21 protein-coding genes and 1 tRNA gene are annotated in these 24176 nt (G+C 66.7%); 8 read left to right on the forward strand and 14 right to left on the reverse strand.

The features are described from left to right. Positions 1–96: 96 nt before the first annotated feature. From A7D27_RS11210 to fadB, 3 genes are all read right to left on the reverse strand, one after another. A complete protein-coding gene (locus A7D27_RS11210) occupies positions 97–333 on the reverse strand; it encodes a DUF1653 domain-containing protein (RefSeq protein ID WP_044405062.1) in 237 nt (78 codons plus the stop codon). Between the two features lie 136 nt (positions 334–469). Beyond that, complete coding sequence (gene fadA / locus A7D27_RS11215; RefSeq protein WP_069561720.1) at positions 470–1645, reverse strand: acetyl-CoA C-acyltransferase FadA; 1176 nt, start codon at positions 1643–1645, stop codon at positions 470–472. A gap of 30 nt (positions 1646–1675) precedes the next feature. Beyond that, positions 1676–3823 (reverse strand): fatty acid oxidation complex subunit alpha FadB, encoded by a 2148-nt coding sequence (fadB, locus tag A7D27_RS11220; protein WP_069564918.1) that lies wholly within the window; start codon positions 3821–3823, stop codon positions 1676–1678. A gap of 471 nt (positions 3824–4294) precedes the next feature. Here fadB and A7D27_RS11225 point away from each other — a divergent pair, with 471 nt between their 5' ends. Continuing rightward, positions 4295–5107: a hypothetical protein gene (locus A7D27_RS11225; RefSeq protein WP_069561722.1), complete on the forward strand. Its 813-nt coding sequence runs from the start codon at positions 4295–4297 to the stop codon at positions 5105–5107. A gap of 20 nt (positions 5108–5127) precedes the next feature. Here the strand turns inward: A7D27_RS11225 and A7D27_RS11230 are convergent, their stop codons facing one another. Next, positions 5128–5565 carry a hypothetical protein gene (locus A7D27_RS11230; RefSeq protein ID WP_069561723.1) on the reverse strand — a complete coding sequence of 146 codons (438 nt, stop codon included), beginning with the start codon at positions 5563–5565 and terminating at the stop codon, positions 5128–5130. Positions 5566–5655: 90 nt separating this feature from the next. On the opposite strand from A7D27_RS11230, the gene A7D27_RS11235 reads away from it, so the two are divergent. Beyond that, positions 5656–6099, forward strand: coding sequence for a universal stress protein (locus tag A7D27_RS11235; protein ID WP_069561724.1), 444 nt, complete (start codon positions 5656–5658; stop codon positions 6097–6099). A 19-nt stretch (positions 6100–6118) separates the two neighbouring features. Here A7D27_RS11235 and A7D27_RS11240 read toward each other — a convergent pair whose 3' ends face one another. Then, the gene (locus tag A7D27_RS11240; protein ID WP_069561725.1) at positions 6119–6805 is read right to left on the reverse strand and encodes a hypothetical protein; all 687 of its coding nucleotides are present in this window, start codon (positions 6803–6805) and stop codon (positions 6119–6121) included. Between the two features lie 23 nt (positions 6806–6828). Beyond that, on the reverse strand, positions 6829–8742 hold the full coding sequence (locus A7D27_RS11245; protein ID WP_069561726.1) for an ATP-binding cassette domain-containing protein: 1914 nt from the start codon (positions 8740–8742) through the stop codon (positions 6829–6831). Between the two features lie 180 nt (positions 8743–8922). Between A7D27_RS11245 and A7D27_RS11250 the strand changes: the two genes are divergently transcribed. Then, complete coding sequence (locus A7D27_RS11250; protein WP_069561727.1) at positions 8923–10851, forward strand: transglycosylase SLT domain-containing protein; 1929 nt, start codon at positions 8923–8925, stop codon at positions 10849–10851. A 76-nt stretch (positions 10852–10927) separates the two neighbouring features. Here the strand turns inward: A7D27_RS11250 and A7D27_RS11255 are convergent, their stop codons facing one another. The 3 genes from A7D27_RS11255 to yegS all read right to left on the reverse strand — a co-directional run bounded on the left by A7D27_RS11255 (position 10928) and on the right by yegS (position 13773). Further along, positions 10928–11731 (reverse strand): MOSC domain-containing protein, encoded by an 804-nt coding sequence (locus A7D27_RS11255; RefSeq protein WP_069561728.1) that lies wholly within the window; start codon positions 11729–11731, stop codon positions 10928–10930. Positions 11732–11809: 78 nt separating this feature from the next. Further along, on the reverse strand, positions 11810–12736 hold the full coding sequence (locus tag A7D27_RS11260) for a chemotaxis protein CheV (protein ID WP_069561729.1): 927 nt from the start codon (positions 12734–12736) through the stop codon (positions 11810–11812). 131 nt (positions 12737–12867) lie between these two features. Further along, complete coding sequence (gene yegS / locus A7D27_RS11265) at positions 12868–13773, reverse strand: lipid kinase YegS (RefSeq protein ID WP_069561730.1); 906 nt, start codon at positions 13771–13773, stop codon at positions 12868–12870. Positions 13774–13980: 207 nt separating this feature from the next. Here yegS and A7D27_RS11270 point away from each other — a divergent pair, with 207 nt between their 5' ends. Continuing rightward, complete coding sequence (locus tag A7D27_RS11270; RefSeq protein WP_069564919.1) at positions 13981–14679, forward strand: pirin family protein; 699 nt, start codon at positions 13981–13983, stop codon at positions 14677–14679. A gap of 89 nt (positions 14680–14768) precedes the next feature. Here A7D27_RS11270 and A7D27_RS11275 read toward each other — a convergent pair whose 3' ends face one another. Genes A7D27_RS11275 through A7D27_RS11285 form a run of 3 tightly spaced genes read right to left on the reverse strand, consistent with a single transcriptional unit; the run spans position 14769 to position 19519 of the window. Further along, positions 14769–16328, reverse strand: a complete 1560-nt coding sequence (locus A7D27_RS11275) for an FGGY-family carbohydrate kinase (RefSeq protein WP_069564920.1) — start codon at positions 16326–16328, stop codon at positions 14769–14771. 20 nt (positions 16329–16348) lie between these two features. Next, a complete protein-coding gene (locus A7D27_RS11280) occupies positions 16349–17920 on the reverse strand; it encodes a glycerol-3-phosphate dehydrogenase/oxidase (protein WP_069564921.1) in 1572 nt (523 codons plus the stop codon). A gap of 3 nt (positions 17921–17923) precedes the next feature. Then, positions 17924–19519, reverse strand: a complete 1596-nt coding sequence (locus A7D27_RS11285) for an FAD-binding oxidoreductase (protein ID WP_069564922.1) — start codon at positions 19517–19519, stop codon at positions 17924–17926. A 132-nt stretch (positions 19520–19651) separates the two neighbouring features. Here A7D27_RS11285 and A7D27_RS11290 point away from each other — a divergent pair, with 132 nt between their 5' ends. Further along, the gene (locus A7D27_RS11290) at positions 19652–20674 is read left to right on the forward strand and encodes an AraC family transcriptional regulator (protein WP_069564923.1); all 1023 of its coding nucleotides are present in this window, start codon (positions 19652–19654) and stop codon (positions 20672–20674) included. Between the two features lie 519 nt (positions 20675–21193). Here the strand turns inward: A7D27_RS11290 and glp are convergent. Together glp and moaB are read right to left on the reverse strand one after the other, a co-directional pair. Continuing rightward, positions 21194–22408: a gephyrin-like molybdotransferase Glp gene (gene glp / locus A7D27_RS11295; protein WP_069564924.1), complete on the reverse strand. Its 1215-nt coding sequence runs from the start codon at positions 22406–22408 to the stop codon at positions 21194–21196. After that, positions 22405–22944 carry a molybdenum cofactor biosynthesis protein B gene (moaB, locus tag A7D27_RS11300; RefSeq protein ID WP_069564925.1) on the reverse strand — a complete coding sequence of 180 codons (540 nt, stop codon included), beginning with the start codon at positions 22942–22944 and terminating at the stop codon, positions 22405–22407. The genes glp and moaB overlap by 4 nt, the downstream gene beginning before the upstream one ends. Before the next feature lie 70 nt (positions 22945–23014). Between moaB and mobA the strand changes: the two genes are divergently transcribed. From mobA to A7D27_RS11315, 3 genes are all read left to right on the forward strand, one after another. Then, positions 23015–23602 carry a molybdenum cofactor guanylyltransferase MobA gene (gene mobA / locus A7D27_RS11305; protein ID WP_069561738.1) on the forward strand — a complete coding sequence of 196 codons (588 nt, stop codon included), beginning with the start codon at positions 23015–23017 and terminating at the stop codon, positions 23600–23602. Positions 23603–23686: 84 nt separating this feature from the next. Next, positions 23687–23908: a YgdI/YgdR family lipoprotein gene (locus tag A7D27_RS11310; RefSeq protein WP_044405121.1), complete on the forward strand. Its 222-nt coding sequence runs from the start codon at positions 23687–23689 to the stop codon at positions 23906–23908. Between the two features lie 162 nt (positions 23909–24070). Continuing rightward, positions 24071–24147: transfer RNA gene (locus A7D27_RS11315), tRNA-Pro, on the forward strand. The last annotated feature ends 29 nt before the right edge of the window (positions 24148–24176 follow it).

Below are 24176 nucleotides of genomic sequence, written 5' to 3' on the forward strand. Positions count from 1 at the left end.
AGATAGATAAACAAAGGCGGGAGCCGCCCCAGGCGGCACCGCTATATATAGTGGCGAAGGAGACAAGGTCAAGTTCGCCGGGGCCGGCGAGACGACTCAGCGGCGCGGATAGGGATCCGACTCGGCAGTCACAAGAGAGAAGCGCGCGATCTGTTCGCCTTCCACCGTCACCGTGCCGGTGAACATCTCCAGCGGACGCACCCAGAGCCCATGCTCGCCGTAGAGCGCCTGGTACACCACCAGCTCCTCTTCGCTCTCCGAGTGCCGAGCGGTTCCGATCACGCGGTACTGCTGCCCCTTGTAGTGGCGATAGAGTCCCGGTTGTACGCTCATGTTCCCCTCAGTGCTCGGTCGACGGCTTGCCAAGGTGCGCATGGTGCCCACTCCGAGGGGATATGGCCAGCCTTGGCGAGAAATTGGCGGAAACGAAAACCGGGGCACGAGGCCCCGGTCTTGTCCAGCTTCAGGCTCAGACGCGCTCGAAGATGGTGGTGATGCCCTGGCCGAGACCCACGCACATGGTGGCCACGCCCAGCTTGCCGTCGTTCTGCTTCATCACGTTCAGCAGGGTGCCGGAGATACGCGCACCGGAGCAGCCGAACGGGTGACCCAGGGCGATGGCGCCGCCGTGCAGGTTGACCTTCTCTTCCATCTTGTCGAGCACTTTCAGGTCCTTCAGCACGGGCAGGGCCTGGGCAGCGAAGGCTTCGTTGAGCTCGATGAAATCGATGTCAGCCATGGTCAGGCCGGCACGCTTGAGCGCTTTCTGGGTGGACGGCACCGGGCCGTAGCCCATGATCGCCGGGTCGACGCCCGCGACCGCCATGGCACGAACCACGGCCATGGGCTCGATGCCCAGGTCCTTGGCGCGCTGGGCGCTCATCACGATCATGCAGGACGCACCGTCGGTGATCTGCGACGACGTACCGGCAGTCACGGTACCGCCCTTCGGGTTGAACGCCGGCTTCAGGGACGCCAGGCCTTCGAGGGTGGTTTCCGGACGGATGGTTTCGTCGAAGTCGAACACCTTCAGGAAGCCATTCTCGTCATAGCCTTCCATCGGGATGATCTCGTCCTTGAACTTGCCTTCCACAGTGGCCTTGTGGGCCAGCTGGTGGGAGCGCACGCCGAACTGGTCCTGGGCCTCGCGGGTGATGCCGTGCATCTTGCCCAGCATCTCGGCGGTCAGGCCCATCATCCCGGACGCCTTGGCGGCGTACAGGGACAGGTGCGGGTTCGGGTCGACGCCATGCATCATGCCGACGTGGCCCATGTGCTCCACGCCGCCGATGACGAACACATCACCATTGCCGGACTGGATGGCCTGCACGGCGGTGTGCAGGGCGCTCATGGAGGAACCACACAGGCGGCTGACGGTCTGGCCAGCGCTGGTGTGGGGAATCTGGGTCATCAGCGACGCCATGCGCGCGATGTTCCAGCCCTGTTCCAGGGTCTGGTTCACGCAGCCCCAGATCACATCTTCCACTTCAGCCGGGTCAACCTTGGGGTTGCGCTCCAGCAGCTTGCTGATCAGGTGGGCCGACATGGTCTCGGCACGGGTGTTGCGATGCATCCCGCCCTTGGAACGACCCATCGGGGTGCGGCCGAAGTCGACAATGACCGCGTCTCTCGGATTCAGGCTCATATTTCTTCTCTCGCTCTGTTCGCTGCGCGATTAACCGAAAAACTTCTGGCCCTTGGCGGCCATCTCACGAAGCTTGGCGGTCGGGTGGTACAGGGCGCCCAGATCGACGTACTTGTCGGCCAGGGCGACGAACTCGGCTACACCGATGGAATCGATGTAACGCAGCGCACCACCACGGAAGGGGGGGAAGCCGATACCATAGATCAGGCCCATGTCGGCCTCGGCTGCGGTTTCGACAATGCCGTCTTCCAGGCAGCGAACGGTTTCCAGGCACAGCGGGATCATCATGAAGTTGATGATGTCCTCATCGGTCAGCTCGCGCTGTTCCTTGATGATCGGCTTGAGGATCTCGTAGGCCTCGGGGTCCTGGACCTTCTTCGGCTTGCCGCGCTTGTCCATTTCGTAGGCGTAGAAGCCCTTGCCGTTCTTCTGGCCCAGGCGGTTGGCTTCGTACATCACGTCGACGGCGGTCTTGCCCTCGACCGCCATGCGGTCCGGGAAGCCTTCGGCCATCACGTCACGGCCGTGGTGGCCAGTGTCGATACCGACCACGTCGGACAGGTAGGCCGGGCCCATGGGCCAGCCGAACTTTTCCATGATCTTGTCGATGCGGACGAAGTCCACGCCGAACTCGAGCAGCTTGGCGAAGCCACCGAAGTACGGGAACAGCACGCGGTTCACCAGGAAGCCGGGGCAGTCGTTCACCACGATGGGGTTCTTACCCATCTTCTTGGCGTAGGCAACGGTGGTGGCCACAGCCACTTCGCTGGACTTCTCGCCGCGGATGACCTCAACCAGCGGCATCATGTGCACCGGGTTGAAGAAGTGCATACCGACGAAGTTCTCGGGGCGCTTCAGGGCCTGGGCCAGGTAGCTGATGGAGATGGTGGAGGTGTTGGACGCGATGATCGCGTTGTCCTTCACATGGCCTTCCACCTCGGCCAGCACGGCGTGCTTGACCTTCGGGTTCTCGACCACGGCCTCTACCACGATGTCGACGTGGGCGAAGTCGCCGTAGGACATGGTCGGACGGATGGCGTTCAGCGCCTCGGCCATCTTGGCCGGGGTCATGCGGCCTTTCTCGACGCGCTTGCCGAGCAGCTTGGACGCCTCGTTCAGGCCCATCTGGATACCCTCTTCGCGGATATCCTTCATCAGGATCGGAGTGCCCTTGGAAGCGGACTGGTAGGCGATGCCGCCACCCATGATGCCGGCGCCGAGTACGGCGGCCAGCTTAACGTCCTGAGCGATCTCGTCGTACTTCTTGGCCTTCTTCTTCAGTTCCTGGTCGTTCAGGAACAGACCGATCAGGCTCTCGGCAACGGAAGTCTTGGCCAGCTTGACGAAGCCGGCAGCCTCGACTTCCAGCGCCTTGTCACGGCCGAAGTTGGCAGCTTTCTGGATGGTCTTGATCGCTTCGACCGGCGCCGGGTAGTTCGGGCCAGCCTGGCCAGCCACGAAGCCCTTGGCAGTCTCGAAGGCCATCATCTGCTCGATGGCGTTCAGCTTGATCTTTTCCAGCTTGGGCTGCCGCTTGGCCTTGTAGTCCAGCTCGCCGGCAATGGCGCGCTTGACCAGGTCCAGGGCACCTTCCTTCAGCTTGGCCGGGGCGACCACGGCGTCAACGGCACCCACTTTCAGGGCGTCGGCGGCCTTGTTCTCCTTGCCGGAGGCGATCCACTCGATGGCGTTGTCCACACCGATCAGGCGCGGCAGGCGCACGGTACCGCCGAAGCCCGGGTAGATGCCCAGCTTTACTTCAGGCAGGCCGATCTTGGCGGTTTCGCTCATCACGCGGTAGTCGGCAGAGAGGCACATCTCCAGGCCGCCACCCAGGGCGATGCCGTTGATGGCAACGACGGTAGGCACGGCCAGGTCTTCGAAATCACTGAAGATCTTGTTGGCTTCGAGGTTGCCGGCCACCAGCTCTTCGTCGGGCAGCTTGAAGTTATCGACGAACTCGGTGATGTCAGCGCCGACGATGAACACGTCCTTGCCGCTGGTGACGATGACGCCCTTGACCGAAGCGTCTGCCTTGATGGCGTCGACGGCCTGGCGCAGTTCGTTCAGGGTAAGACGGTTGAACTTGTTGACGGACTCACCCTTGAGATCGAACTGCAGTTCGACGATGCCGCCCTCAAGAGCCTTAACCGTGATGGCTTTACCTTCGTAAATCATCAACTGATCTCCACGGTATGGAAGCTGAACAGTACACATCGGAGCCAACCGGCGAACCGGCCCTGGGCTGAGCCCAGGGTCAAGTCCGATTCGGTCCGGCACACCCACCGACGCGATATCGGGTAGTGGTCATTGGAGCGTGCCCACCAGGCAAACGCTCAATTCATACGCCCGTTTGATTTGGGTGCGCACACATTCACGGAAAAGTCCTCCGTTGTCAATTGCGCTTCGTGACCGCCCGGCCACGCCAAAACCGCTCTGCAACCGGCGCTTGAAGCGATGCGGCAGGCTGCCGGAAACACTATGCACGGAGCTTATGTCATTGCATCAGAAAGTCGATGGAAGGCCGCGTGGGCAGCTGGCAGAGCACGCTAGCCAAAGGCCAGCGATGAAGAGTAGAGTCCCGTGGCACGACCGGGACAGGTCGAATAAAAACAACAAACACGCCCCCAGGGCACACGGAGTAGCACCATGACGAGCCGCACGCTTGCCGTACTGCTAGGCACCCTCCTTTCCTTCTTCTGCCTGGTTCCCACCAGCCAGGCGGCCGACCCCGGCAACACCCTCCTCAAACTCCACCAGATGCGCCTTGCCGCACTGAAGAGCCTGGGCGACTTCTACATGTACAACGGCATGGAAGGCGACCAGCGCTACGCACGGATGATCGACGAGTCCATGCAGGAAGCCGATGCGCGCCTGAAGGAGCTCAAGGACATCCAGGGCGATGCCTCGAAGGCCCTGCACGTCCAGTTGCAGCAGCAATGGAAGGATTACGCCAATGAACTCGGCGGCCTGGTGACCGCCCTGCGCACACAAGGCTTCACCGACCTGCAGCCAGTCGCCGACATGACGGCACGCAACCAGAAACTGATCGAATTGGCCGGCGAGCTTTATGACCGCATCCAGCAGGAAAGCAACTTCGCCGTACCGCCACTGACCCAGCAAAGCCGCCAGCAGAGCCTGCTGATGCAGACCATCGCCGTCGACTACGCCTCGCGCAGTGCGTCCGTAGGGGCATCCTTCTTCGGCGGTGGAGAGGGTAAGGCCATCGACGAACTGGCCAAGGACTTCGCCGGCCAGCTCACGGCACTGGCACAGCAACCCCGGAATACCCCGCAGATCAGCCAGGCGCTGACCAGCATCGGTACCAAATGGCGCTACATAGAGCGTTCGTTGCAGAACTACAACGAGAACAGCGTGCCTTTCCTGATCAACAAGTACTCGGACAGCATCATCGAAGGCCTAGAGGGCGTATCCGCCCAGTACGCCACGGCCCAGCTCTGAGCCGCCCGCCCCGCTGTGCGTCAGTCGATGGCGCGCAGCACCTCGGCAATGCGCTGGAGATCCTCCGGCGTACCTCGCTCGCCCCAGTACAGCGCCACCATCTGCGGCGTGGTCTCGATCTTGTAGACATCGGCAGGCAACCCGGCAAAGCACCCAAGCAACGCCGGGTCCTCCAACGGCTCACGCCACTGATTGACCCACTGCCCCGGCGCAACCTGCCAATAAATCCATGTACCCTCGGCACCACGGCGGCGAGCGCGGTGGAATTGCGCACAGGAGGGCGGCGGCTCGACCGACAGCCAGTGCGGCCACTCCTGCCGTGCCAATTGCATCGCCAATCCCATTCGACGGGCCTGCATGCGCAGGTCCATGCGCCCGCGCTGCCCCTTGGAAGGCAGCAGCCAGACCAGCGGACTGAGCACAGCGAGCAGAAGAAACACCACCAACCACAGGGTCATAACTGCATTCCCATGATGAAAATCATGCCGGCGCGCCCCCATGGCGGCCATACTTCATGCCAGGTGCAACCTGTAAGGAGGAGTCACCCCATGCCCTACCAGCACATCCTGGTCGCCATCGACCTCACCGACGAATGCCACCCCGTCGTGCGCCGCGCGCAGGCCCTGGCTCAAGCCTCCCAGGCCCGGCTGTCCCTGGTGCACATCGTCGAGCCCATGGCCATGGCCTTTGGCGGCGACGTCCCCATGGACCTCTCCATGCTGCAGCAGCAGCAGTTCGAACAGGCTCGCGAGCGCCTCGATGGCTTTGCCGGCCTCTATCCCGAAATCAGCGCCGAGCAACGCCACCTGGCCTATGGCCAGCCCCGCCAGGAGATCCACCGCCTGGCCGAAGAACAAGATTGCGACCTGATCGTGGTCGGCAGCCATGGCCGCCACGGCCTGGCACTGCTGCTGGGTTCCACTGCCAACGACGTTCTCCACGGTGCGCCTTGCGACGTGCTCGCGGTGCGTCTCAACAAGTCAGGGAAATAGCGCCGTTGCCGACGAAGGCTTACATGAAGCCTTCGTCGGCACTCATCACCAGAGGACGGATCTTCTGTAGCTGCGTTTCCAGCGAGTACGTCATGCTGGACGCCATGGAAAAGAAGGTCAGGAAAGCCTTGAGGTTCGAATCCCCTTCGCACACGTCATGGATGCGCTGCCAGAACGCCTGGTTCACCAACTGCAATTGCTGGAACAGCCTCACCAGCCCCTTCAGCTCCCAATCGGCATGCCGCCCTTCGCGCAGATTGAAGTACTGCCGCGCCAGGTAGAGCGACACCGCGCGCAGGATGAACTCCTGATTGCTGGCGAACGGCAGGTGCTGCTGGGCCATCGGCTTGAGACGCCCCAGGACCGGGCAGGCACTGGTGGCCATGATCACCCCCAGCAGCGCCCGCAAGCCCTCCTCCAGACCGACGTGCTTGGTGTACTCGCGCTCCGGCGTGCGCACCATGAACACAGCCTTCTTGAAGGCTGGCAGTCCATGAAAGTCCTCGATCACCCGGTGCAGGTCGACGGCCGCCGGGCAATGGCTGAAACGATCGCGTGAGAGCGGGCAATTGCTGCACTGGTTGAAATCCAGGCGCGTCCACTTCGGCGCCGTCGCCGCGCGCTCGTGGTCGTATTCCCGGTCCAGCTCAATGCGATAGCTGAACTCGTGCTCGTCGTCCAGCGTGATGCGGTACTCGACAGCCATGGGCTCTCCGACTCAAACAGACATCAATCTTCCAGTTCGGCCCAGCGCTCCAGCAGGCGATCCAGTTCCTGCTGTTGCTGCTCGAAACGCTCCAGTACCGCGCGGGTCTGCTCCGCGGGGCGCTGGTAGAACGCCGGGTCGGAAATCTCCTGCTGGACGGCCTCCATCTCGGCCTCCAGGGCCTCGATCTGCCCAGGAAGGGCTTCGAGCTCACGTTGCAATTTGTAGCTGAGTTTCTTCTTCGGCGCCTCGCCGGCCGGCTTCTCGGTCGCCTGCGCAGACGCCTCGGCGACGGCCGGCGGTTCGGCCTTGGCACTGCGTCCCTCGCCCACGCCCAGCAGGCGTGGTGAGCCCCCCTGGCGCAGCCAGTCCTGATAGCCACCGACGTACTCGCGCACCCGGCCCTCACCCTCGAACACCAGGGTGCTGGTGACCACGTTGTCGAGGAAGGCACGGTCGTGGCTGACCATCAGCACGGTCCCCGGGAACTCCAGCAGCACCTCTTCCAGCAGCTCCAGGGTTTCCACATCCAGGTCGTTGGTCGGTTCATCCAGCACCAGCAGGTTGGCCGGCTTGCTGAACAGCTTGGCCAGCAACAAGCGCGCACGCTCGCCGCCGGACAATGCCTTGACCGGCGTACGTGCGCGCTGCGGACTGAAGAGGAAATCGCCGAGGTAGCTGAGGACATGGCGGCTCTGTCCGCCCACGGTAATGAACTCGCGTCCTTCGGCGAGGTTGTCGATCACCGTTTTCTCCGGCTCCAGCGCATGGCGCAGTTGATCGAAGTAGGCCACTTCCAGCTTGGTGCCGACCTCGATGCTGCCCTGGGTCGGCTGCAGGTCACCCAGCAGCAGCTTGAGCAGCGTGGTCTTGCCGGTGCCGTTGGCGCCCAGCAGGCCGATGCGGTCGCCACGCTGCAGCACCATGGAGAAGTCACGGATCAGCAACTCGCCGCCCGGGTGGGCGAAGCCCACGTTCTCCACCACGATCACCTGCTTGCCGGACTTGTCTGCCGTCTCCAACTGGAAAGTTGCACGCCCCTGGCGCTCACGGCGTTCGGCACGCTCCATGCGCATCGCCTTCAGCGCACGCACACGGCCCTCGTTACGGGTCCGCCGGGCCTTGATGCCCTGGCGGATCCACACCTCTTCCTGGGCCAGACGCTTGTCGAACAGCGCATTGGCGGTCTCTTCCGCCGCCAGCTGCTGCTCTTTGTGCACCAGGAAGCTGGCGTAGTCGCCGTTCCAGTCGATCAGGTTGCCGCGATCCAGTTCGAGGATGCGAGTCGCCAGGTTCTGCAGGAAGGAACGGTCGTGGGTGATGAACAGCACCGCGCCGCCGAAGCCCGACAGGGCCTCTTCCAGCCAGGCGATGGCACCGATGTCCAGGTGGTTGGTGGGCTCGTCCAGCAGCAGCAGGTCGGGCTCGGATACCAGCGCCTGGGCCAGCAGCACGCGGCGGCGCCAGCCACCGGAGAGCTCCGCCAGGGTCTTGTCCGCCGGCAACTGCAGGCGGCTCAGGGTGCTGTCCACCAACTGCTGCAGGCGCCAGCCGTCCTTCGCCTCCAGTTCCTGCTGGACATGGGTCAGGCGTTCCAGGTCGTGCTCGTCGCGGATGTTCTGGCTCAGGTGGTGGTACTGGGCCAGCAGCTCGCCGACGCCAGCCAGCCCCTCGGCCACCACGTCGAATACCGTGCGCTCGTCGGCACGGGGCAGTTCCTGGGGCAGTTCGCCGATCTTCAGTGCCGGGGCCCGCCAGATCTCGCCGTCATCCGCGTGCTGCTCGCCCTTCACCAGACGCAGCATGCTGGACTTGCCGGTGCCGTTGCGGCCGATCACGCAGACCCGCTCGCCCCGGGCGATCTGCCACGACACCTTGTCCAGCAACGGCATGGCGCCATAGGCAAGGGAAACATCGCTGAACTTGAGCAGGGTCATGGGGGCCTCCGAAAGATGGGCGCGCATTCTACCCCGATTGGCCGATGCCACGGCCGCCATTTTTTCATCATGTTTCCCCCCTCCGACGAGACTCCACCTGCACCCGGCAAACGGCTAAGCTACGCACCTCCGGTGGCCCCGTGGCCGTCGCCCACTACGTTTTCTCTACCCGGAAGTGTCATGCGCGGTCGTCTGCTCAGCCTGTTCTCCTGCCTGCTTCTCACCACCCTCACGCTCGACGCGGCCCATGCGGTGCCCCTCGCCAAGCAGCGGCAGATGTACGACGAGGCCAAACGCGCCCTGGCCAAGGGCGACAGCGGTCCGTACAAGCGCTATGCCAGCGCGCTGGCCGACTACCCGCTGGAGCCGCACCTGGCCTACGACGAACTGACCGCCCGCCTGAAATGGGCCAGCAACGAAGAGATCGAGAAGTTCCTCGCCGAGCACGGCGACCTGCCCCAGTCCAACTGGATGCGGCTGCGCTGGCTGCGCTGGCTCGCCGAGCGCGGCGACTGGAAGACCTTCGTCAACCACTACGACCCCAAGATGAACTTCACCGAGCTGGACTGCCTCTACGGCCAGTACCAACTCAAGCACGGCCTCAAGGCCGACGGCCACAAAACAGCCGAGAAGCTCTGGCTGGTGGGCAAGTCCCAGCCCGAGGCCTGCGACGCGCTGTTCGAACTCTGGCGCGCCGACGGCCAGATGACCGAGCAGATGCGCTGGCGCCGCGCCAAGCTGGCGGCCGAAGCCCGCAACTACGGCCTGGCCAGCTTCCTGGTCAAGAGCCTCCCGAGCCTGTCCACCCAAGGCAAGCTGCTGGTGGACGTCGCCCAGAACCCGCAACTGCTGAGCCAGACCGCACGCTTCAGCCCGGCCGATCGCACCATGGCCGATGTGGTCGGGCTCGGCCTGCGTCGCCTGGCCCGCCAGGACCCGGACAAGGCCACCACCCTGCTGGATGCCTACGCCACGCGCATGCCCTTCTCCAGCGAGGAGAAGGTCGCCATCGCCCGGGAGATCGGCCTGACGCTGGCCAAGCGCTTCGACGCCCGCGCCCTGAAGTTGATGACTCAATACGACCCCAAGCTGCGCGACGACACCGTCAGCGAATGGCGCGCGCGCCTGCTGCTGCGTCTGGGCCGTTGGCAGGACGCCTACCAACTGACCCGACAGATGCCGCCATCGCTGGCCAGCACCAACCGCTGGCGCTACTGGCAAGCCCGCAGCCTTCAACTGGCTCAGCCGCAGAGCGCCGAAGCCCCCCGCCTGATGCAGCCCCTGGCCCGCGAGCGTGACTTCTACGGCTTCCTCGCCGCCGACCGCATCCAAGCGCCGTACCAGCTCAACAACAAGCCCATGGCCATCGACCCCAAGGTGATGCAGAAGGTGCGCAACACCGCCGGCATCCGCCGGGCCATGGAGTTCCACGATCGCGGCGAGATCGTCGACGGCCGCCGCGAGTGGTACTACGTCAGCCGCCTGTTCAGCCGCGAGGAACTGGTCGCCCAGGCCCGGCTCGCCTACGACATGGAGTGGTACTTCCCAGCCATTCGCACCATCAGCCAGGCCCAGTACTGGGACGATCTGGACATCCGTTTCCCCATGGCCCACCGCAGCGCCCTGACCCAGCAGGCCAAGGTGCGAGGGCTGCATTCCAGCTGGGTGTTCGCCATCACCCGTCAGGAAAGCGCCTTCATGGCCGACGCCCGCTCCGGCGTGGGCGCCATGGGCCTGATGCAACTGATGCCTGCTACAGCCAAGGAGACCGCACGCAAGTTCGGCATCCCCCTGGCCTCGCCCCAGCAGGCCCTCAACCCGGACATCAACATCCAGCTCGGCGCCGCCTACCTGAGCCAGGTCCACGGCCAGTTCAACGGCAACCGCGTGCTCGCCTCCGCTGCCTACAACGCTGGCCCCGGTCGCGTGCGCCAGTGGCTCAAGGGCGCCGACCATCTGGCTTTCGACGTCTGGGTGGAGAGCATCCCATTCGACGAAACCCGCCAGTACGTACAGAACGTCCTGTCCTACTCGGTCATCTACGGCAAGAAGCTCAACGCCCCGCAGCCCCTGGTGGAATGGCACGAGCGCTTCTTCGACGACCAGTGATCCCCACCTGAAACAAGACGGGCGCCCATCGTCGCCCGTCTTGTTTCATGGTCCTGCTGCAGCGGAGTCGGGCCCCTTACTCCAGCACCTCCACCGCCATCCCCACCTCCAGGGTGCCGGCGCTCCGGTTGATCAGGTTCTGCCCGAAGAACACCTCCCCCTCGCGCTCCCGATAGGTCTTCAGGGTCGTCAGCGGTTCACGATCGGCGCTGCGCTCGCCGGTGGCCGGGTCGATGGTGGTGAGGATGCAGCGGCTGCACCCCTTGGCAACACTGAACTCCACGCCGCCGATGCGGATGCGCTTCCAGTTGTCCTCGGCATAGGGCTCGCAGCCCTCCACCACCAGGTTCGGGCGGAAGCGCAGCATCTCCAACGGGCGACCGACCCGTGCCGACAGGTCATCGAGGGAGGCCTGGCCGATCAGCAGCAGCGGGTAGCCGTCGGCGAAGCCCACCTTCTCCTCTGGCAGCAGGCTGCCCGGGATGTCCCGGGCACGCTCGGTCGGCACATGCACCAGGCGACACGGTTTGCCGATAAAGCGGCTCAGCCATTCGGCCGCCTCGTCGCCGGCATCGGGCACCCTCATCGCATCGCTCCAGATCTGCGCGCCGCGCAGCTCCGCCCCGGCGCCCGGCAAGGGCACCTCCAGCTCCGGCAGGCCGACGGCACGCAGGCTCAAACCGCCCGAGGCGTTCCAGCGGGCGCTGAGCTGAGACATCTGCGGCAGTGCACGTTGGGTGAGGAAGCGCCCGTTGCTGGCGTCCACCAGCATCCAGCGGCGATCACCGGCCAGGCCAAGACCGTCCAGCTCGGCGCGCGCGAGGGACTCACCGATGGCGGATTTCATGGGGTAGCGATACAGAGCGGTGAGACGCAGCATGGGCCAGCTTCCATCAGGCGGTCGGAAGCGTCCCTTATACGGAATCGGCGACGGGCGGCCAAGCCCGTCGCCCGGCGGTCAGTTGTCCTTGCTCAGGCGGTCCGCCACCACGTCGACCAGCTTGTCGGGCTGGAACTTGGAGAGGAAGTTGTCGCACCCCACCTTCTTCACCATGGCGTCGTTGAAGCTGCCGGACAGCGAGGTGTGCATCACCACATAGAGGTCGCGCAGACGCGGGTCGTTGCGGATCTCGGTAGTCAGACGGTAGCCGTCCATCTCCGGCATTTCGGCATCGGTGAAGACCATCAGCAGCTTGTCGGTCATCACCTCACCGGAATCCGCCCACTTCTTCAGCAGGTTGAGGGCCTTCAGGCCGTCACTGGCCGAATGAGTGCGGATGCCCAGTTGGGAGAGTGTCTCGCGCAACTGGGTCAGGGCGACATTGGAATCGTCCACCAGCAGCACTTCGCGGCCACGGGCACGCTCCAGCAACGGGTTGCCCAGGCGCTCCTCCGAAACGCGGGTGCTCATGGGCACGATCTCGGCCAGCACCTTCTCCACGTCGATGATCTCGACGATGTTGTCCTCCACCTTGGTGATCGCCGTCAGGTAGTGCTGACGACCGGCCCCACCGGGAGGCGGCTGGATGGACTCCCAGTTGAGGTTGAGGATGCGGTCCACGCCCCCCACCAGGAAAGCCTGCACCGAACGGTTGTACTCGGTGACGATGATGGTGCTGTTCTTGTCCGGCACCAGCGCGCGCATACCGATGGCACGGGACAGGTCGATCACCGGCAGCGTATGGCCGCGCAGGTTGACCACGCCGCAGACGTAGGGATGGCGCTGGGGAATCAGGGTCAGCTTGGGCAGTTGCAGGACTTCCTGCACCTTGAACACGTTGATGGCGAACAACTGACGGCCCACCAGTCGGAACATGAGGATTTCCAGGCGGTTCTCACCCACCAGTTGGGTGCGCTGGTCGACTGTGTCGAGAATACCGGCCATTGCATGCTCCTGTAGAAAATTCCAGCCGGACTGCGGCTGCTTCACCTTATCGGCAGAGTGATGGGATAACTGTAGCCGTCATGGCGGGGAGCCATCATGCACCACCCCGGCGCACCACACCAGAAGACGGCTCACGACCCAGGGGCCCTTAGCAGCGGCGAACCGTCCGGCAGATGTAAGCGTAGTGCGTTACGGCGCGCACTGAAGCGAACCTGCCGACATTCCAGCGGCTCGCCGTCCAGATTTACATCCAATCCCTCCGGCGCCTCCACCTCCACCCAGGGCAGACGGGCGGTCACCGAGACCGCCTCCAGGCCGCGCATGCCGCCCGACAGCAGCGTCCCCAGGGTACCCACCACGTCCTGCGGCGCCGGCACGATACAGAGATCGAGCAGGCCGTCGTCCACCCGCGCACGGGGGCAGAGCACGTGCCCGCCGCCCGCCTGGCTGCCGTTGCCGATGCCCAGGGCGAGGAACTCCCCCTCCCAGGCGAAATCAGGCCCACGGAAGCGCCCGAAGGCCGCATGCACCTCCGAAAAGCGTGTCAGCCCGGTGAGCAGGTAGGCCGCACCGCCGAGCACCTTCTTCAGGTCCTCCGAGGTGTTGGCCGTGACCTTGGAACCGAAACCGCCGGTCGCCATGTTGAGGAACAGCCGCCCGTCGGCTTCCCCCAGGTCGATGGCCCGGGCCGGCACGTCCAGCAGCGCCAGCGCCTCGCCGGGCACCAGCGGCACCCCGGCGGCGTGGGCGAAGTCATTGGCGGTGCCCAGCGGCAGCAGGGCCAGGCTGGCGTCCTCGCCGGACAGGGCAATCGCCTCGGCCACGTCCCGCAGGGTGCCGTCGCCGCCGCCGGCCACCAGGGTTCGGTAGCCGCCTGCCAGGGCCTCGTCCACCAGCCGGCGGGCATCGCCACCCTCCCAGGTCACCCGCACCGCCAGCTCCCAGCCCGCCTCACGACGGGCCATCACCGCCGCGCGGACCTCCTCATTCATGGCCTGCTTGCCATGCAGCACCAGCACCGCCTTGCGTTCAGTCATCAATCGCTCCACACCGGGAATGGGCCCGAGTATAGGCACGCCCCCAGGGAAAACGTGAAAGAGCCTGCCAGCGAAATCCAACAGAACTATCGAGCGAATCGATAGCTGGAACCCATAAATCCCGCTTCTTCACCATCATCAGTCGATGGATCATGGCCACCATTGCGCCGGGGAGCCCAACCCACCCCGGCCCGACAGGAGATTCCCATGATCCACGTACGCCCCTTCCAGCAACTCGGCGCCGCCCAGCATGGCTGGCTGAATGCCCGTCACCACTTCTCCTTCGCCGAGTACCACGACCCGGCGCGGATGAACTGGGGCCAACTGCGGGTGTGGAACGACGACGAGATCGCCCCGCACTCCGGCTTCCCGCCGCACCCGCACCGGGACATGGAGATCATCACCTACGTCCGTGACGGCGCCATCACCCACCAGGACAACCTCGGCAACAAGGGCCGCACCGTGGCCGGCGACGTGCAGGTGATGAGCGCAGGCACCGGCATCGCCCACTCCGAATACAACCTGGAGGACGAGACCACCCGCATCTTTCAGATCTGGATCATGCCCACCGAGTTCGGTACGGCGCCGTCCTGGGGCACCCGCCCGTTTCCCAAGGGGGAGCGCGCCGGCACCTTCGTCACCCTCGCCAGCGGCATCGACGCGGGCAGCGATGCCCTGCACATCCGCGCCAATGCCCGGCTGGTAGCTGCAACGATCAAGGCCGGCCAGACCGCCGAGTACCACCTCGAACCCGGCCGCAAGGCCTACCTGGTGGCCGCGCAGGGTCGCTACGAAGTGAACGGCATCCCCGCCCAGGCCCGCGACGGTGTCGCCGTGAAGGATGAAACGCACCTGACCTTCAGCGCCCAGGAAGACACCGAGATCGTGCTGGTGGACGTGGCCTGACCCGAAACAGAACGCCCCCGGTGACAACCACCGGGGGGGTTCCATTCAAGCCGTAGCCCGGGCTTCAGCCCGGCGTGCCACGGCTCCCGTCAGGCCGGGTAGCCGGTGATGTCGCGGATCTTCTGGTACAGCGGCTTCAACTGCCGGTACATGTTCAGGTACACCTCGCGGTACAGCTGCTCGTAGACCCGCCGCGCCTCCGGGTTGGGCTGGAACACCTGCCCCACCCGCGTCATCGCCGCGATGGCGGTGGGGAAGTCTGGGTGCAGCCCCAGTCCCACCGCGCAGTCGATGGCCGCCCCCAGCCCCGAAGTCTCGAACACATGGGGCCGCTCCGCCGGCAGGCCGAAGATGTCCGCCGTCAATTGCATCGCCGCATCACTCTGGGAGCCCCCGCCGGACACCCGCAGCCGGGTGATGCGCGTGCCGGAGCGCTTCTCGATGCGCTCCTTGCCCTGGCGCAGGGCGTAGGCCAGCCCTTCGAGGATGGCCCGGTAGATGTGCGCCCGGGTGTGCACGTCGCCGAAGCCGATGATCGACCCCTTCGCCTCCAGCCCCGGCTCACGGATGCCGGGGGACCAGTACGGCTGCAGCGTCAGCCCCATGGAGCCGGGCGGCACGCCGTTGACCAGCTCGTCGAACAGCGCTTCCGGCTCCACCCCCAGCTCACGCGCCCGCTGCATTTCCCGCAGGCCGAACTCCTGCTTGAACCAACTGACCATCCAGAACCCGCGGTAGATCATCACCTCGGTATTGAAGTGGTCCGGCACCGCCGCCGGGTACGGCGGGATCAACGGAATCGTCTCCAGGTAGCGCTGGCGCGTGGTGTTGATGGTCGCCGTGGTGCCGTAGGAGAGGCAGGCCGTGTCCGGCGCCACCCCACCCGAACCCATCACCTCGCAGGCCTTGTCGGCGGCGGCGGCCACCAGCGGCAGCCCCTCGGGAATGCCGGTCAGGCGGCTCGCCTCGGCGGTGATGCGCCCCAGGGTCTCGCCCGGCTTGCACAGGTCCGGCAACTGCTCGCGGCGTACCGGCATCGCCTGCCACTTCCAGTCGCTCGGCCTGGCCCAGTCCAGGCGCTTGTAGTCGAACGGCAGGTAGGCCACCTGGCAGCCCACCGAATCCACGAAGCGGCCGCACAGCCGGTGGGTCAGGAACCCCGACAGCAGCAGCACCTTGTGGGTCCGCGCCCACAGCTCCGGCTGATTCTGCGCCACCCAGTTCACCTCCGCCTGGGTGCGGAAGTGGTCCACCGTCGGCTCCAGCCGCAGCAGGCGGAACAGCCAGCCCCAGGGCCCCTTGATGCGTCCCTCGGCCTCGGCACGACGCTGATCCAGCCAGATGATCGCCGGGCGCAGCGGCTGACCGGCCTCGTCAACATGGATCACCGTGCCGCGCTGGGTGGTCAGGGCCACGCCACGGATCAGGCTGCGGTCGATGTCCACCGACGCCCACAGCAGGCGGCAGGCCTCGGCCAGGCTCGACCAGTAGTACTCCGGGTCCTGCTCGGCCCAGCCGGGCTGCTTGGAGTAGTAGGCCTCCAGCGGCACCTTGCCCTTGCCCACCAGGTTGCCCTGCAGGTCGAACAGCAGGGCACGCACGCTCTGAGTGCCGTTGTCGATGGCCAGCAGGTAGCTCGTTTCGCTCACGGTGACGTCCTTTCTTGTCGTTATGCGGGCAGGCTGTAGTACCGGCGCCACAGCGCCCGGTATGCCTGCTCCTCGTGCGCCCAGCGCGCATCGTCCCATTCCAGCAGCGGCTGGCACAGTGCGCGGATGCGCGGCAGGTACGCCTGGCCGCCCTCCGCCACCAGCAGGCCCAGCCGCGTGCGGCGCAGCAGCAGATCATCCAGGTGCAGCACCAGCTCGCCTTCAGCCGCCCAGGCCAGCTCGGCCCAGAGCACCTCGCTGCCGCCCACCCGCTCGCTCCCCAAGCGCTCCAGCCAGGGCGCCAGCCGCGCCAATGCCGGGCCATGGCGGCCCGCCAGGCGCCGCTGCAGACCCGCGCCCACCGGCAGGGGCGGCAGCGGTGCCGGCGTGAACACCGCCGAACCGTGGTCCGCCACTTCGCGCCCGGTGAACGGTGCGCAGGCCTGCAGCACCTCCAGGGCCAGCAGGCGGAAGGTGGTGAGCTTGCCCCCGGCCAGGGTCACGCAGCCGGGCTCTGTCCACAGCGCGTGCTCGCGCTTCTCGTCAGAGGGCTTGCGTCCCTCGGCCCCATCGCTCACCACCGGCCGCACGCCGGCCCAGGTGGAGAGCACGTCGGCGCGGCCGATGGCGGCATCCGGGAACTGCGCGGCGCAGGCGGCCAGCAGGTAGTCGACTTCCTCGGCGCTGATGGCTGCGTCTTCGGTCAGCCCCGCACGGTGGTCCAGGTCGGTGGTGCCCACCACGGTCGCGCCTTCCCAGGGGAAGACGAACACCGGGCGCCCGTCGTCCGGGTGCATGAAGCTGATGGCGTGGGCCAGCGGCAGGCGCCAGGCCGGCAACAACAGGTGGCTGCCCCGCAGCGGGCGGATGTGCTCCGGCCCCTCGCGACGGCGCAGTTCATCCGCCCAGGCGCCGGTGGCCAGGGCCACGGCGCGGCTGCGAAACGTCAGCCGCTCGCCACCCTCGGTATCCTCCGCCACCAGGCCGGTCACCCGCCCCTGGTCACGGGTCAGTTCCAGCACCCGCAGCCCGTTGAGGGCTTCACCGCCCTCGCGCCGGGCCTCGGCCAGCACCCGCATCACCAGGCGCGCGTCATCCGTCACGGCATCGAAGAACTGGGTCCCGCCCTGCAGCCCCGCCTCGCCCAGCCCAGGGGCCAGGAAGCGCAGTTGCGGCAGCGGGTGGTAGCGGTGGTTGCGCACCCCGGCCAGGGCGTCGTACAGCGCCAGCAGCGTGCCGAACACCCGGGGACCGGGAAAGCCGCCGCGATGGGGCATCACGAAGCTCAGCGGGTCCACCAGGCCGGGCGCTTCCGCCAGCAGCCGCTGGCGCTCGCGCACCGAGTCGCGGGTGAGGCCGATCTGCCCCTTGGCGATGTAGCGCAGGCCGCCGTGGACCATCTTCGACGAGCGGCTGGAGGTGCCCCAGGCGAAGTCGCGCTGCTCCAGCAGCAGGCAGGACCAGCCCCGCCGCGCCGCCTCACGCAGGATGCCGGCCCCGGTGATGCCGCCCCCGACCACGATCAGGTCCCACTCCCGCGCGGCCAGCGCCGGCAGCGCGGCCGCCCGCCAGGCGGCGTTCCAGGTCGCCACGGCTCAGTCCTGCAGCAGCACGCCGGGCGCCAGGCGGCCGTCCGGGTCAAAGTGACGGGCCATAGCCTGCAGCGTGGCCATTCCACGCACACCCTTTTCCAGCGGCAGCCAGGGCGCGTGGTCGCGGCCCACGCCGTGCTGGTGGCTGATGGTGCCGCGGTTGTGGGCGATCACCTCGCTCGCCGCGAACTTGAGGCGCTGCCAGCGGCCCAGGGCCGTTTCGTAGCTCGCGCCGGGACGGAACACGTAGGTGGTGTAGATGCTCGAACCCTCGCCGTAGACGTGGGACAGGTGGGTGAACACGTGCACCCGCTCGCCCTCGTCCGCCAGCCCCTCGCGCAGGCTGGCCTCCACCTTGCCCATCAGGGCGTCGACGTTGGACCAGTCGGTGGCCGTCTCCAGGGTGTCCACCACGTAGCCGGCCTCCCACAGGGCGTGACGCAGGTAGGGGAAGCGGAAACGGTTCTCCGCCCACTTGCTGCCCAGCAGGGTGCCGGTGAACACCCCGCCGAAGGGCCTCAGCAGCGCCTTGGCCTGACGCAACGAAGCGGCGTTCTGCACCCGCGAGCCGGTCACGCCGAAGGTCAGCATGCACTTGCCAATGCGTGCCCCTCGGAAGGCCAGGTACTTCTCCAGCAGCGCGATGCGCTCCGGGTGGCCGGCCAGAGCCAGTTGGGTCTCGGTCTCGATGGCATTGGACAGGCGCAGCATGGACAGCGGCACCCGCGCCTGGGCCAGGGTCCGCACCGCTTGCAGCGCCCGCGTCCAGTCCGGCAGGAACACCGCGTAGAAGCGCTCCTGGTCAGCCAGGCGCGACACCCGCACCTTGACTTCCGATATCACCCCGAAGCGGCCCTCGGAGCCCAGCACCAGCTCGCGCAGGTCCGGCCCGGCCGCCGAGGCCGGGAAGGTCGGCAGCTCCAGCGGGCCGTCGAAGGTCTCCAGGGTGCCGCCGGCGAACAACTGCTCGATGCGCCCGTAGCGCAGCGACTGCTGGCCACTGGAGCGGCTGGCGACCCAGCCGCCGAGGGTGGACAGCTCCCAGGACTGCGGGAAGTGCCCGAGGGTGAAGCCCCGGGCACGCAACTGGCTTTCCACCTGCGGGCCGTTGGCACCGGGGCCGAAGGTGGCGATCTGGCTCGCCTCGTCCAGCTCCAGCAGGCGGCTCATGCGCGCCAGGGACAGGGTCAGCACCGGGCGGCTGGAAGCCTGCGGGTTGATGTGCCCGGCCACCGAAGTACCGCCGCCGTAAGGGATCAGCACCACGTCGTGCTGGGCCGCCCAGGCCATCAGCACACGGATGTCCTGCGGGCTTTCGGGGAAGGCCACGCCGTCGGGGAACACCTCGAAGCGGCCTTCGCGCATCGCCAGCCAGTCCGGCAGGCTCTGGCCACGGGCGTGGCGCACCCGCACCTCCGCATCCTGGCTCACCAGCGGATGCTCCGGCAGGCGCGAGGCCGGCACGCTGGCCAGCACCTGCTCCAGGGTGGCATCCGCCAGCACCTGCCCGGCGCCGACCCGCGCGCCCAGGAATTCGGCCCCATTGGCCGGCAGCTCCACCACGGTCGACTCGTCGCCCCAGCCGTTCCAGCGTCGCATCCCGTTCTCCTTGTCCTGGTTGTTTCGAAGGTTTTCGATGGCTGCCTATACTAGCCAGCCGCCCCGCAGCGTCACTGTCTGATCGGGACAGCGGCTATCGCCAATCAGGACAACCCAGAACAAGAAGAACCCATGCACGCGCTCGGCTATACCTCCGTTCCCGCCCTGCTGAAGTACCTGCGCCATGCCGACCACCTGGGCCTGGACCGCGCCGCCGCCCTGCGCGCCGCCGGCCTGCAGCCCGAGGACCTCACCGACAACGGCCGGCGGATTCCCAGCGAGAGCCACGAACGCCTGCTGCAGCACCTGATCGAGGTGTCCGGCGACCCGCTGTTCGGCCTGCATTCCGCGCACTTCGTCCAGCCGGGCTCCTGGAGCGTGCTGGGCTACATCACCATGAACTGCGCCACCCTGGGCGAAGCCATGAGCCGCATCATTCCCTACGAGAAGCTGGTGGGGGACATGGGCACCAGCCAGATCGAAGCTGCCACGGACCACATCCGCCTGAGCTGGAACTGCCGCCACGAAGCCCCGGAGATCCGCCGGCACATGGTGGAGAACGTGCTCGCCTCCTGGCTGCTCTACGCCCGCTGGATCGCCGACATGGAGCGCTCGCCCCGCGAGGTCTGGTTCGAGCACGCCCTGCCGACGGGCACGCGCCAGGAGGACTACGAAGCGGTATTCGGCTGCCCGGTGCACTTTGAGCAGCCCTGCAGCGCCCTGCTGGTGCCCCTGGAGTACCTCGCCGTGCCCCTGCGCCAGGCCGATGCCAACCTCCTGCGCACCCTGGAGGAGCACGCCCTGGCGATGATGGCCGGGCTGGACCAGAACGAACCGCTGCCACAGCGGGTAAAGAACGCCCTGCGCCTGCTGCTCAAGGACGGCCTACCGCGCAAGGAGCGGGTGGCGGAGAAGTTCCACATGACGGTACGCACCCTGCAGCGCCACCTGCAGCAGGCCGGCACCAGCTACCAGCAGATCCTCGACGAACTGCGCCAGGAACTGGCCGAGCACTACCTGCTGCGCAGCGACCTGGCGATCCAGGACATCGCCGCCTACCTCGGCTTCACCGAATCACGTTCGTTCCACCGCAGCTTCAAGGCCTGGACCGGCCAGACGCCCGGCGAATACCGGGAGGCCAAGCGCCAGGGCTGAGCGCTCCATCCCCGGACTGAAGTCCGGGCTACAAAAGCCCCCGCAAACACCGCCCCGTAGCCTGGGCTTCAGCCCAGGGGCTCTTCATCCCCGGACTGAAGTCCGGGCTACAAATGTCTCCGCAAGCACCGCTCCGTAGCCTGGGCTTCAGCCCAGGATCTCTTCATCCCCGGACTGAAGTCCGGGCTACAAAAGCCCCCGCAAGCACTGCCCCGTAGCCTGGGCTTCAGCCCAGGGGCTCTTCATCCCCGGACTGAAGTCCGGGCTACAAATGCCCCTGCAAACACCGCCCACCGTAACCTGGGCTTCAGCCCAGGGGCTCTTCATCCCCGAACTGAAGCCCGGGCTACAAAAGCCCCCGCAAGCACCACCCCGTAGCCTGGGCTTCAGCCCAGGGGCTCTTGATCCCCGGACTGAAGTCCGGGCTACAAAAGCCCCGCAAGCACCACCTCGTAGACTGGGCTTCAGCCCAGGGGCTCTTCATCCCCGAACTGAAGCCCGGGGCTAGGGCTCTCCAGATCAGGCCTGCAGTTCGCTGAGGGGAATGAAGCGCAGCAGGTCACCCTCAGCCAGGGTGGTGCCCTCCAGCACTTCCACCAGGCCATCTGCCCAGGCGGCGCTGCGCAGCACACCGGAGCTCTGGTTGCGGTAGATCACCGCGCGGCCATTCTCCAGCCGTGCCCGCAGGTACTCGCGGCGGTTGCCCGGCTTGCTCCAGATGAACCCGGCCGGCACCGGGAAGCCCAGCGGTTCGATACGTTCCACGCCCAGGCGACGCAGCAGGTAGGGCCGCGCCAGCAGGCCGAAGGTCACCAGGGTCGAGGCCGGGTTGCCCGGCAGGCCGATCACCGGCACACCCCGGAAGTGCCCGAAGGTCAGCGGTTTGCCCGGCTTGATCGCCAGCTTCCACAGCGCCAGCTCGCCCTCCTCGCGCAGCGCCTGGCCGAGGAAGTCCGCCTCGCCCACCGACACCCCGCCCGTGGAGAGGATCAGGTCCACATCGCTCAGCGCCCCCAGGGCCTGGCGGGTCAGTTCCAGGTCGTCAGCGAGGATGCCACCGTCCACCACCTCGCAGCCCAGGCGGCGCAGCCAGGCACAGAGCAGCGTGCGGTTGCTGTTGTAGATCTGTCCGGGGCCGAGGGCCTGGCCCGGTTCCACCAGCTCGTCACCGGTGGAGAGCACTGCCACCCGCGCACGGCGGCGCACCGGCAGCACGGCCACGCCGAGGGTCGCGGCCAGCCCCAGCTCGATGGGACCGAGCAAGGTGCCGGCATCCAGCACCGTCTCGCCCACCCGCGTCTCCTGGCCAAGGGGGCGCACGTTCTGCCGGGCCTTGAGCGGCTGCAGCAGGCGGACTCGACCATCGGCCAGCACCTCGACGTTCTCCTGCATCTCCACGCAGTCGGCGCCCTCGGGCAGCGGCGCACCGGTGAAGATGCGCGCGCAGGTGCCAGGCTGCAGCGCCGCCGGAGCACTGCCGGCAAGAATCCGCTGGCTTACCAGCAGCGGCTCGCCCTGCCAGTCGTCCAGGCGCAGGGCGTAGCCATCCATGGCGCTGTTGTCCCAGGGCGGCAGGTCCAGGCTGGCCACCAGAGGTTCAGCCAGCACACGGCCATCGGCCTGGGCCAGCGGCAGGGCTTCCACGCCGGCGATCCGCGCCGCATCGGCCAGCGCCAGCAGGCGCGCCTGGGCCGCCTCCACCGGCAGCAGCCCGGGGTGGTCGCAGCCGCTCATGCGCGGCTCTCGCAGGGGGCGGCGGCCTTCAGGTGCGGCACGAAGTTGCAGGGGCGGTGACGGTTGTCCAGTTGCTCGCCGAGGATGCCGTCCCAGGCGGTGCGGCAGGCATTGGTGGAACCCGGCAGGCAGCACACCAGGGTGCCGTTGGCCAGGCCCGCCAGGGCGCGGGATTGCAGGGTGGAGGTGCCGATGTCGGCCACCGAGATCTGCCGGAAGTACTCGCCAAAGCCGTCGACGCGCTTGTCCAGCAGGCAGGCCACCGCCTCGGGGGTGCTGTCGCGACCGGTGAAACCGGTGCCACCGGTGATCAGCACCACCTGCACGGTGTCCTCGGCGATCCAGGTGGCCACCTGGGCGCGGATCTTGTACAGGTCGTCCTTCAACAGGACGCGCGCAGCCAGGTTGTGGCCGGCAGCGGTGAGGCGATCGACGAACAGTTGGCCGGAGGTGTCGGTTTCCAGGGTGCGGGTGTCGCTGACAGTGAGCACGGCGATATTGAGCGGCACGAACACCGCCTCGGCCTTGTGGTTCATGGCTGGCTTCCAGTTGTAGGACAGGGAGGCCGGTGTTATATCACAGCGCCCGTTCGCCGAGACCTCGCCCATGCCCGCCGTGCCTGCCCTGCCCTGCTCCGTCCTGCTGCTGTCCGGTGGTCGCGGACAACGCCTGGGCGGCCGCGACAAGGGCCTGGTGGACTGGCGCGGCCGCCCGCTGATCGACTGGCTGCACGCCGTGGCCCGGCCGATCACCGACGACCTGATCATCTCCTGCAACCGCAACACCGAACGCTACGCCGCCTGGGCCGACCGCCTGGTGCAGGACGACAGCCCCGACTACCAGGGCCCCCTCGCCGGCATCCGCGCCGGCCTCGCCGCTGCCCGCCACCCGCACCTGCTGGTGCTGCCCTGCGATGCCCCGCTGGTGGACGACGAGCTGCTGCAGCGCCTGCTCGACGCCGCCGGCGAGCGCCCGGCGATGCTGCACCGGGGCGGCTTCTGGGAGCCGCTGTTCTGTGTACTGCCACGCAGCGTACTGCCTGTGCTGGAAGCCGCCTGGCAGGCCGGCGAGCGCAGCCCCCAGCGCGCCCTGCGCCCGCTCGACCCGCTGGCCATACCCTGCGCCGACAACGACCCGCGCCTGGCCAACCTGAACACCCCGGAATTGCTTGAAAGCACGCCCCCGACGGCGTGACACTGGCCCGGTTCCGGAACTTTGGCCGCGCTTCGTCCGTCAGAGCCTCCAGAACAACCCGTTCATTCATCAAGGAGATGGCAGATGAACCAGCGGATCCTTCCCGCTTTTGCGCTTGTACTGGGCCTGGCCGCCCTCGCCGGCTGCTCCACCCCCAGCGTGATCACCCTCAACGACGGCCGCGAGCTGCAGACCGTGGACAAGCCGGACTACGACGACGACACCGGCTTCTACGAGTTCGAACAACTCGACGGCAAGCGTGCCAAGGTCAACAAGGATCAGGTCCGCACCATCAAGGAACTCTGATCGTCCAGCGCCTCACCGGCGCCCAGCCCGCCACGGGTCCTGCCCGTCGCGGGCTTTGTTTCATCTGCGTCACGCCAGAGCGCAAAAACCGTCGCCCCGCAAAATTTTTTCCGCTAACCCCTTGTCGACCAAAAAGTTTTCTGTAGAATGCGCGCCATCTCACGGAGCGTAGCGCAGCTTGGTAGCGCGTCTCGTTCGGGACGAGAAGGTCGCTGGTTCGAATCCAGTCGCTCCGACCAAATCCCGAAAAAACCCGCCTCAACGGCGG

The organism is Pseudomonas sp. 1D4, from assembly GCF_001728925.1.
Lineage (GTDB): Bacteria > Pseudomonadota > Gammaproteobacteria > Pseudomonadales > Pseudomonadaceae > Metapseudomonas > Metapseudomonas otitidis.

Excerpts from the sequence above, each read along its gene's own strand:
- A7D27_RS11245 (WP_069561726.1), bottom strand. The coding sequence starts at position 8,742 with ATGACCCTGCTCAAGTTCAGCGATGTTTCCCTTGCCTATGGCGCCATG.
- moaB (WP_069564925.1), bottom strand. The coding sequence starts at position 22,944 with ATGAACCACAAGGCCGAGGCGGTGTTCGTGCCGCTCAATATCGCCGTG.
- A7D27_RS11255 (WP_069561728.1), bottom strand. The coding sequence starts at position 11,731 with ATGCTGCGTCTCACCGCTCTGTATCGCTACCCCATGAAATCCGCCATC.
- A7D27_RS11235 (WP_069561724.1), top strand. The coding sequence starts at position 5,656 with ATGCCCTACCAGCACATCCTGGTCGCCATCGACCTCACCGACGAATGC.
- A7D27_RS11225 (WP_069561722.1), top strand. The coding sequence starts at position 4,295 with ATGACGAGCCGCACGCTTGCCGTACTGCTAGGCACCCTCCTTTCCTTC.
- fadB (WP_069564918.1), bottom strand. The coding sequence starts at position 3,823 with ATGATTTACGAAGGTAAAGCCATCACGGTTAAGGCTCTTGAGGGCGGC.
- A7D27_RS11285 (WP_069564922.1), bottom strand. The coding sequence starts at position 19,519 with ATGCGACGCTGGAACGGCTGGGGCGACGAGTCGACCGTGGTGGAGCTG.
- A7D27_RS11210 (WP_044405062.1), bottom strand. The coding sequence starts at position 333 with ATGAGCGTACAACCGGGACTCTATCGCCACTACAAGGGGCAGCAGTAC.
- A7D27_RS11270 (WP_069564919.1), top strand. The coding sequence starts at position 13,981 with ATGATCCACGTACGCCCCTTCCAGCAACTCGGCGCCGCCCAGCATGGC.
- A7D27_RS11310 (WP_044405121.1), top strand. The coding sequence starts at position 23,687 with ATGAACCAGCGGATCCTTCCCGCTTTTGCGCTTGTACTGGGCCTGGCC.
- fadA (WP_069561720.1), bottom strand. The coding sequence starts at position 1,645 with ATGAGCCTGAATCCGAGAGACGCGGTCATTGTCGACTTCGGCCGCACC.
- mobA (WP_069561738.1), top strand. The coding sequence starts at position 23,015 with ATGCCCGCCGTGCCTGCCCTGCCCTGCTCCGTCCTGCTGCTGTCCGGT.
- A7D27_RS11260 (WP_069561729.1), bottom strand. The coding sequence starts at position 12,736 with ATGGCCGGTATTCTCGACACAGTCGACCAGCGCACCCAACTGGTGGGT.
- glp (WP_069564924.1), bottom strand. The coding sequence starts at position 22,408 with ATGAGCGGCTGCGACCACCCCGGGCTGCTGCCGGTGGAGGCGGCCCAG.
- A7D27_RS11230 (WP_069561723.1), bottom strand. The coding sequence starts at position 5,565 with ATGACCCTGTGGTTGGTGGTGTTTCTTCTGCTCGCTGTGCTCAGTCCG.
- yegS (WP_069561730.1), bottom strand. The coding sequence starts at position 13,773 with ATGACTGAACGCAAGGCGGTGCTGGTGCTGCATGGCAAGCAGGCCATG.
- A7D27_RS11290 (WP_069564923.1), top strand. The coding sequence starts at position 19,652 with ATGCACGCGCTCGGCTATACCTCCGTTCCCGCCCTGCTGAAGTACCTG.
- A7D27_RS11250 (WP_069561727.1), top strand. The coding sequence starts at position 8,923 with ATGCGCGGTCGTCTGCTCAGCCTGTTCTCCTGCCTGCTTCTCACCACC.
- A7D27_RS11240 (WP_069561725.1), bottom strand. The coding sequence starts at position 6,805 with ATGGCTGTCGAGTACCGCATCACGCTGGACGACGAGCACGAGTTCAGC.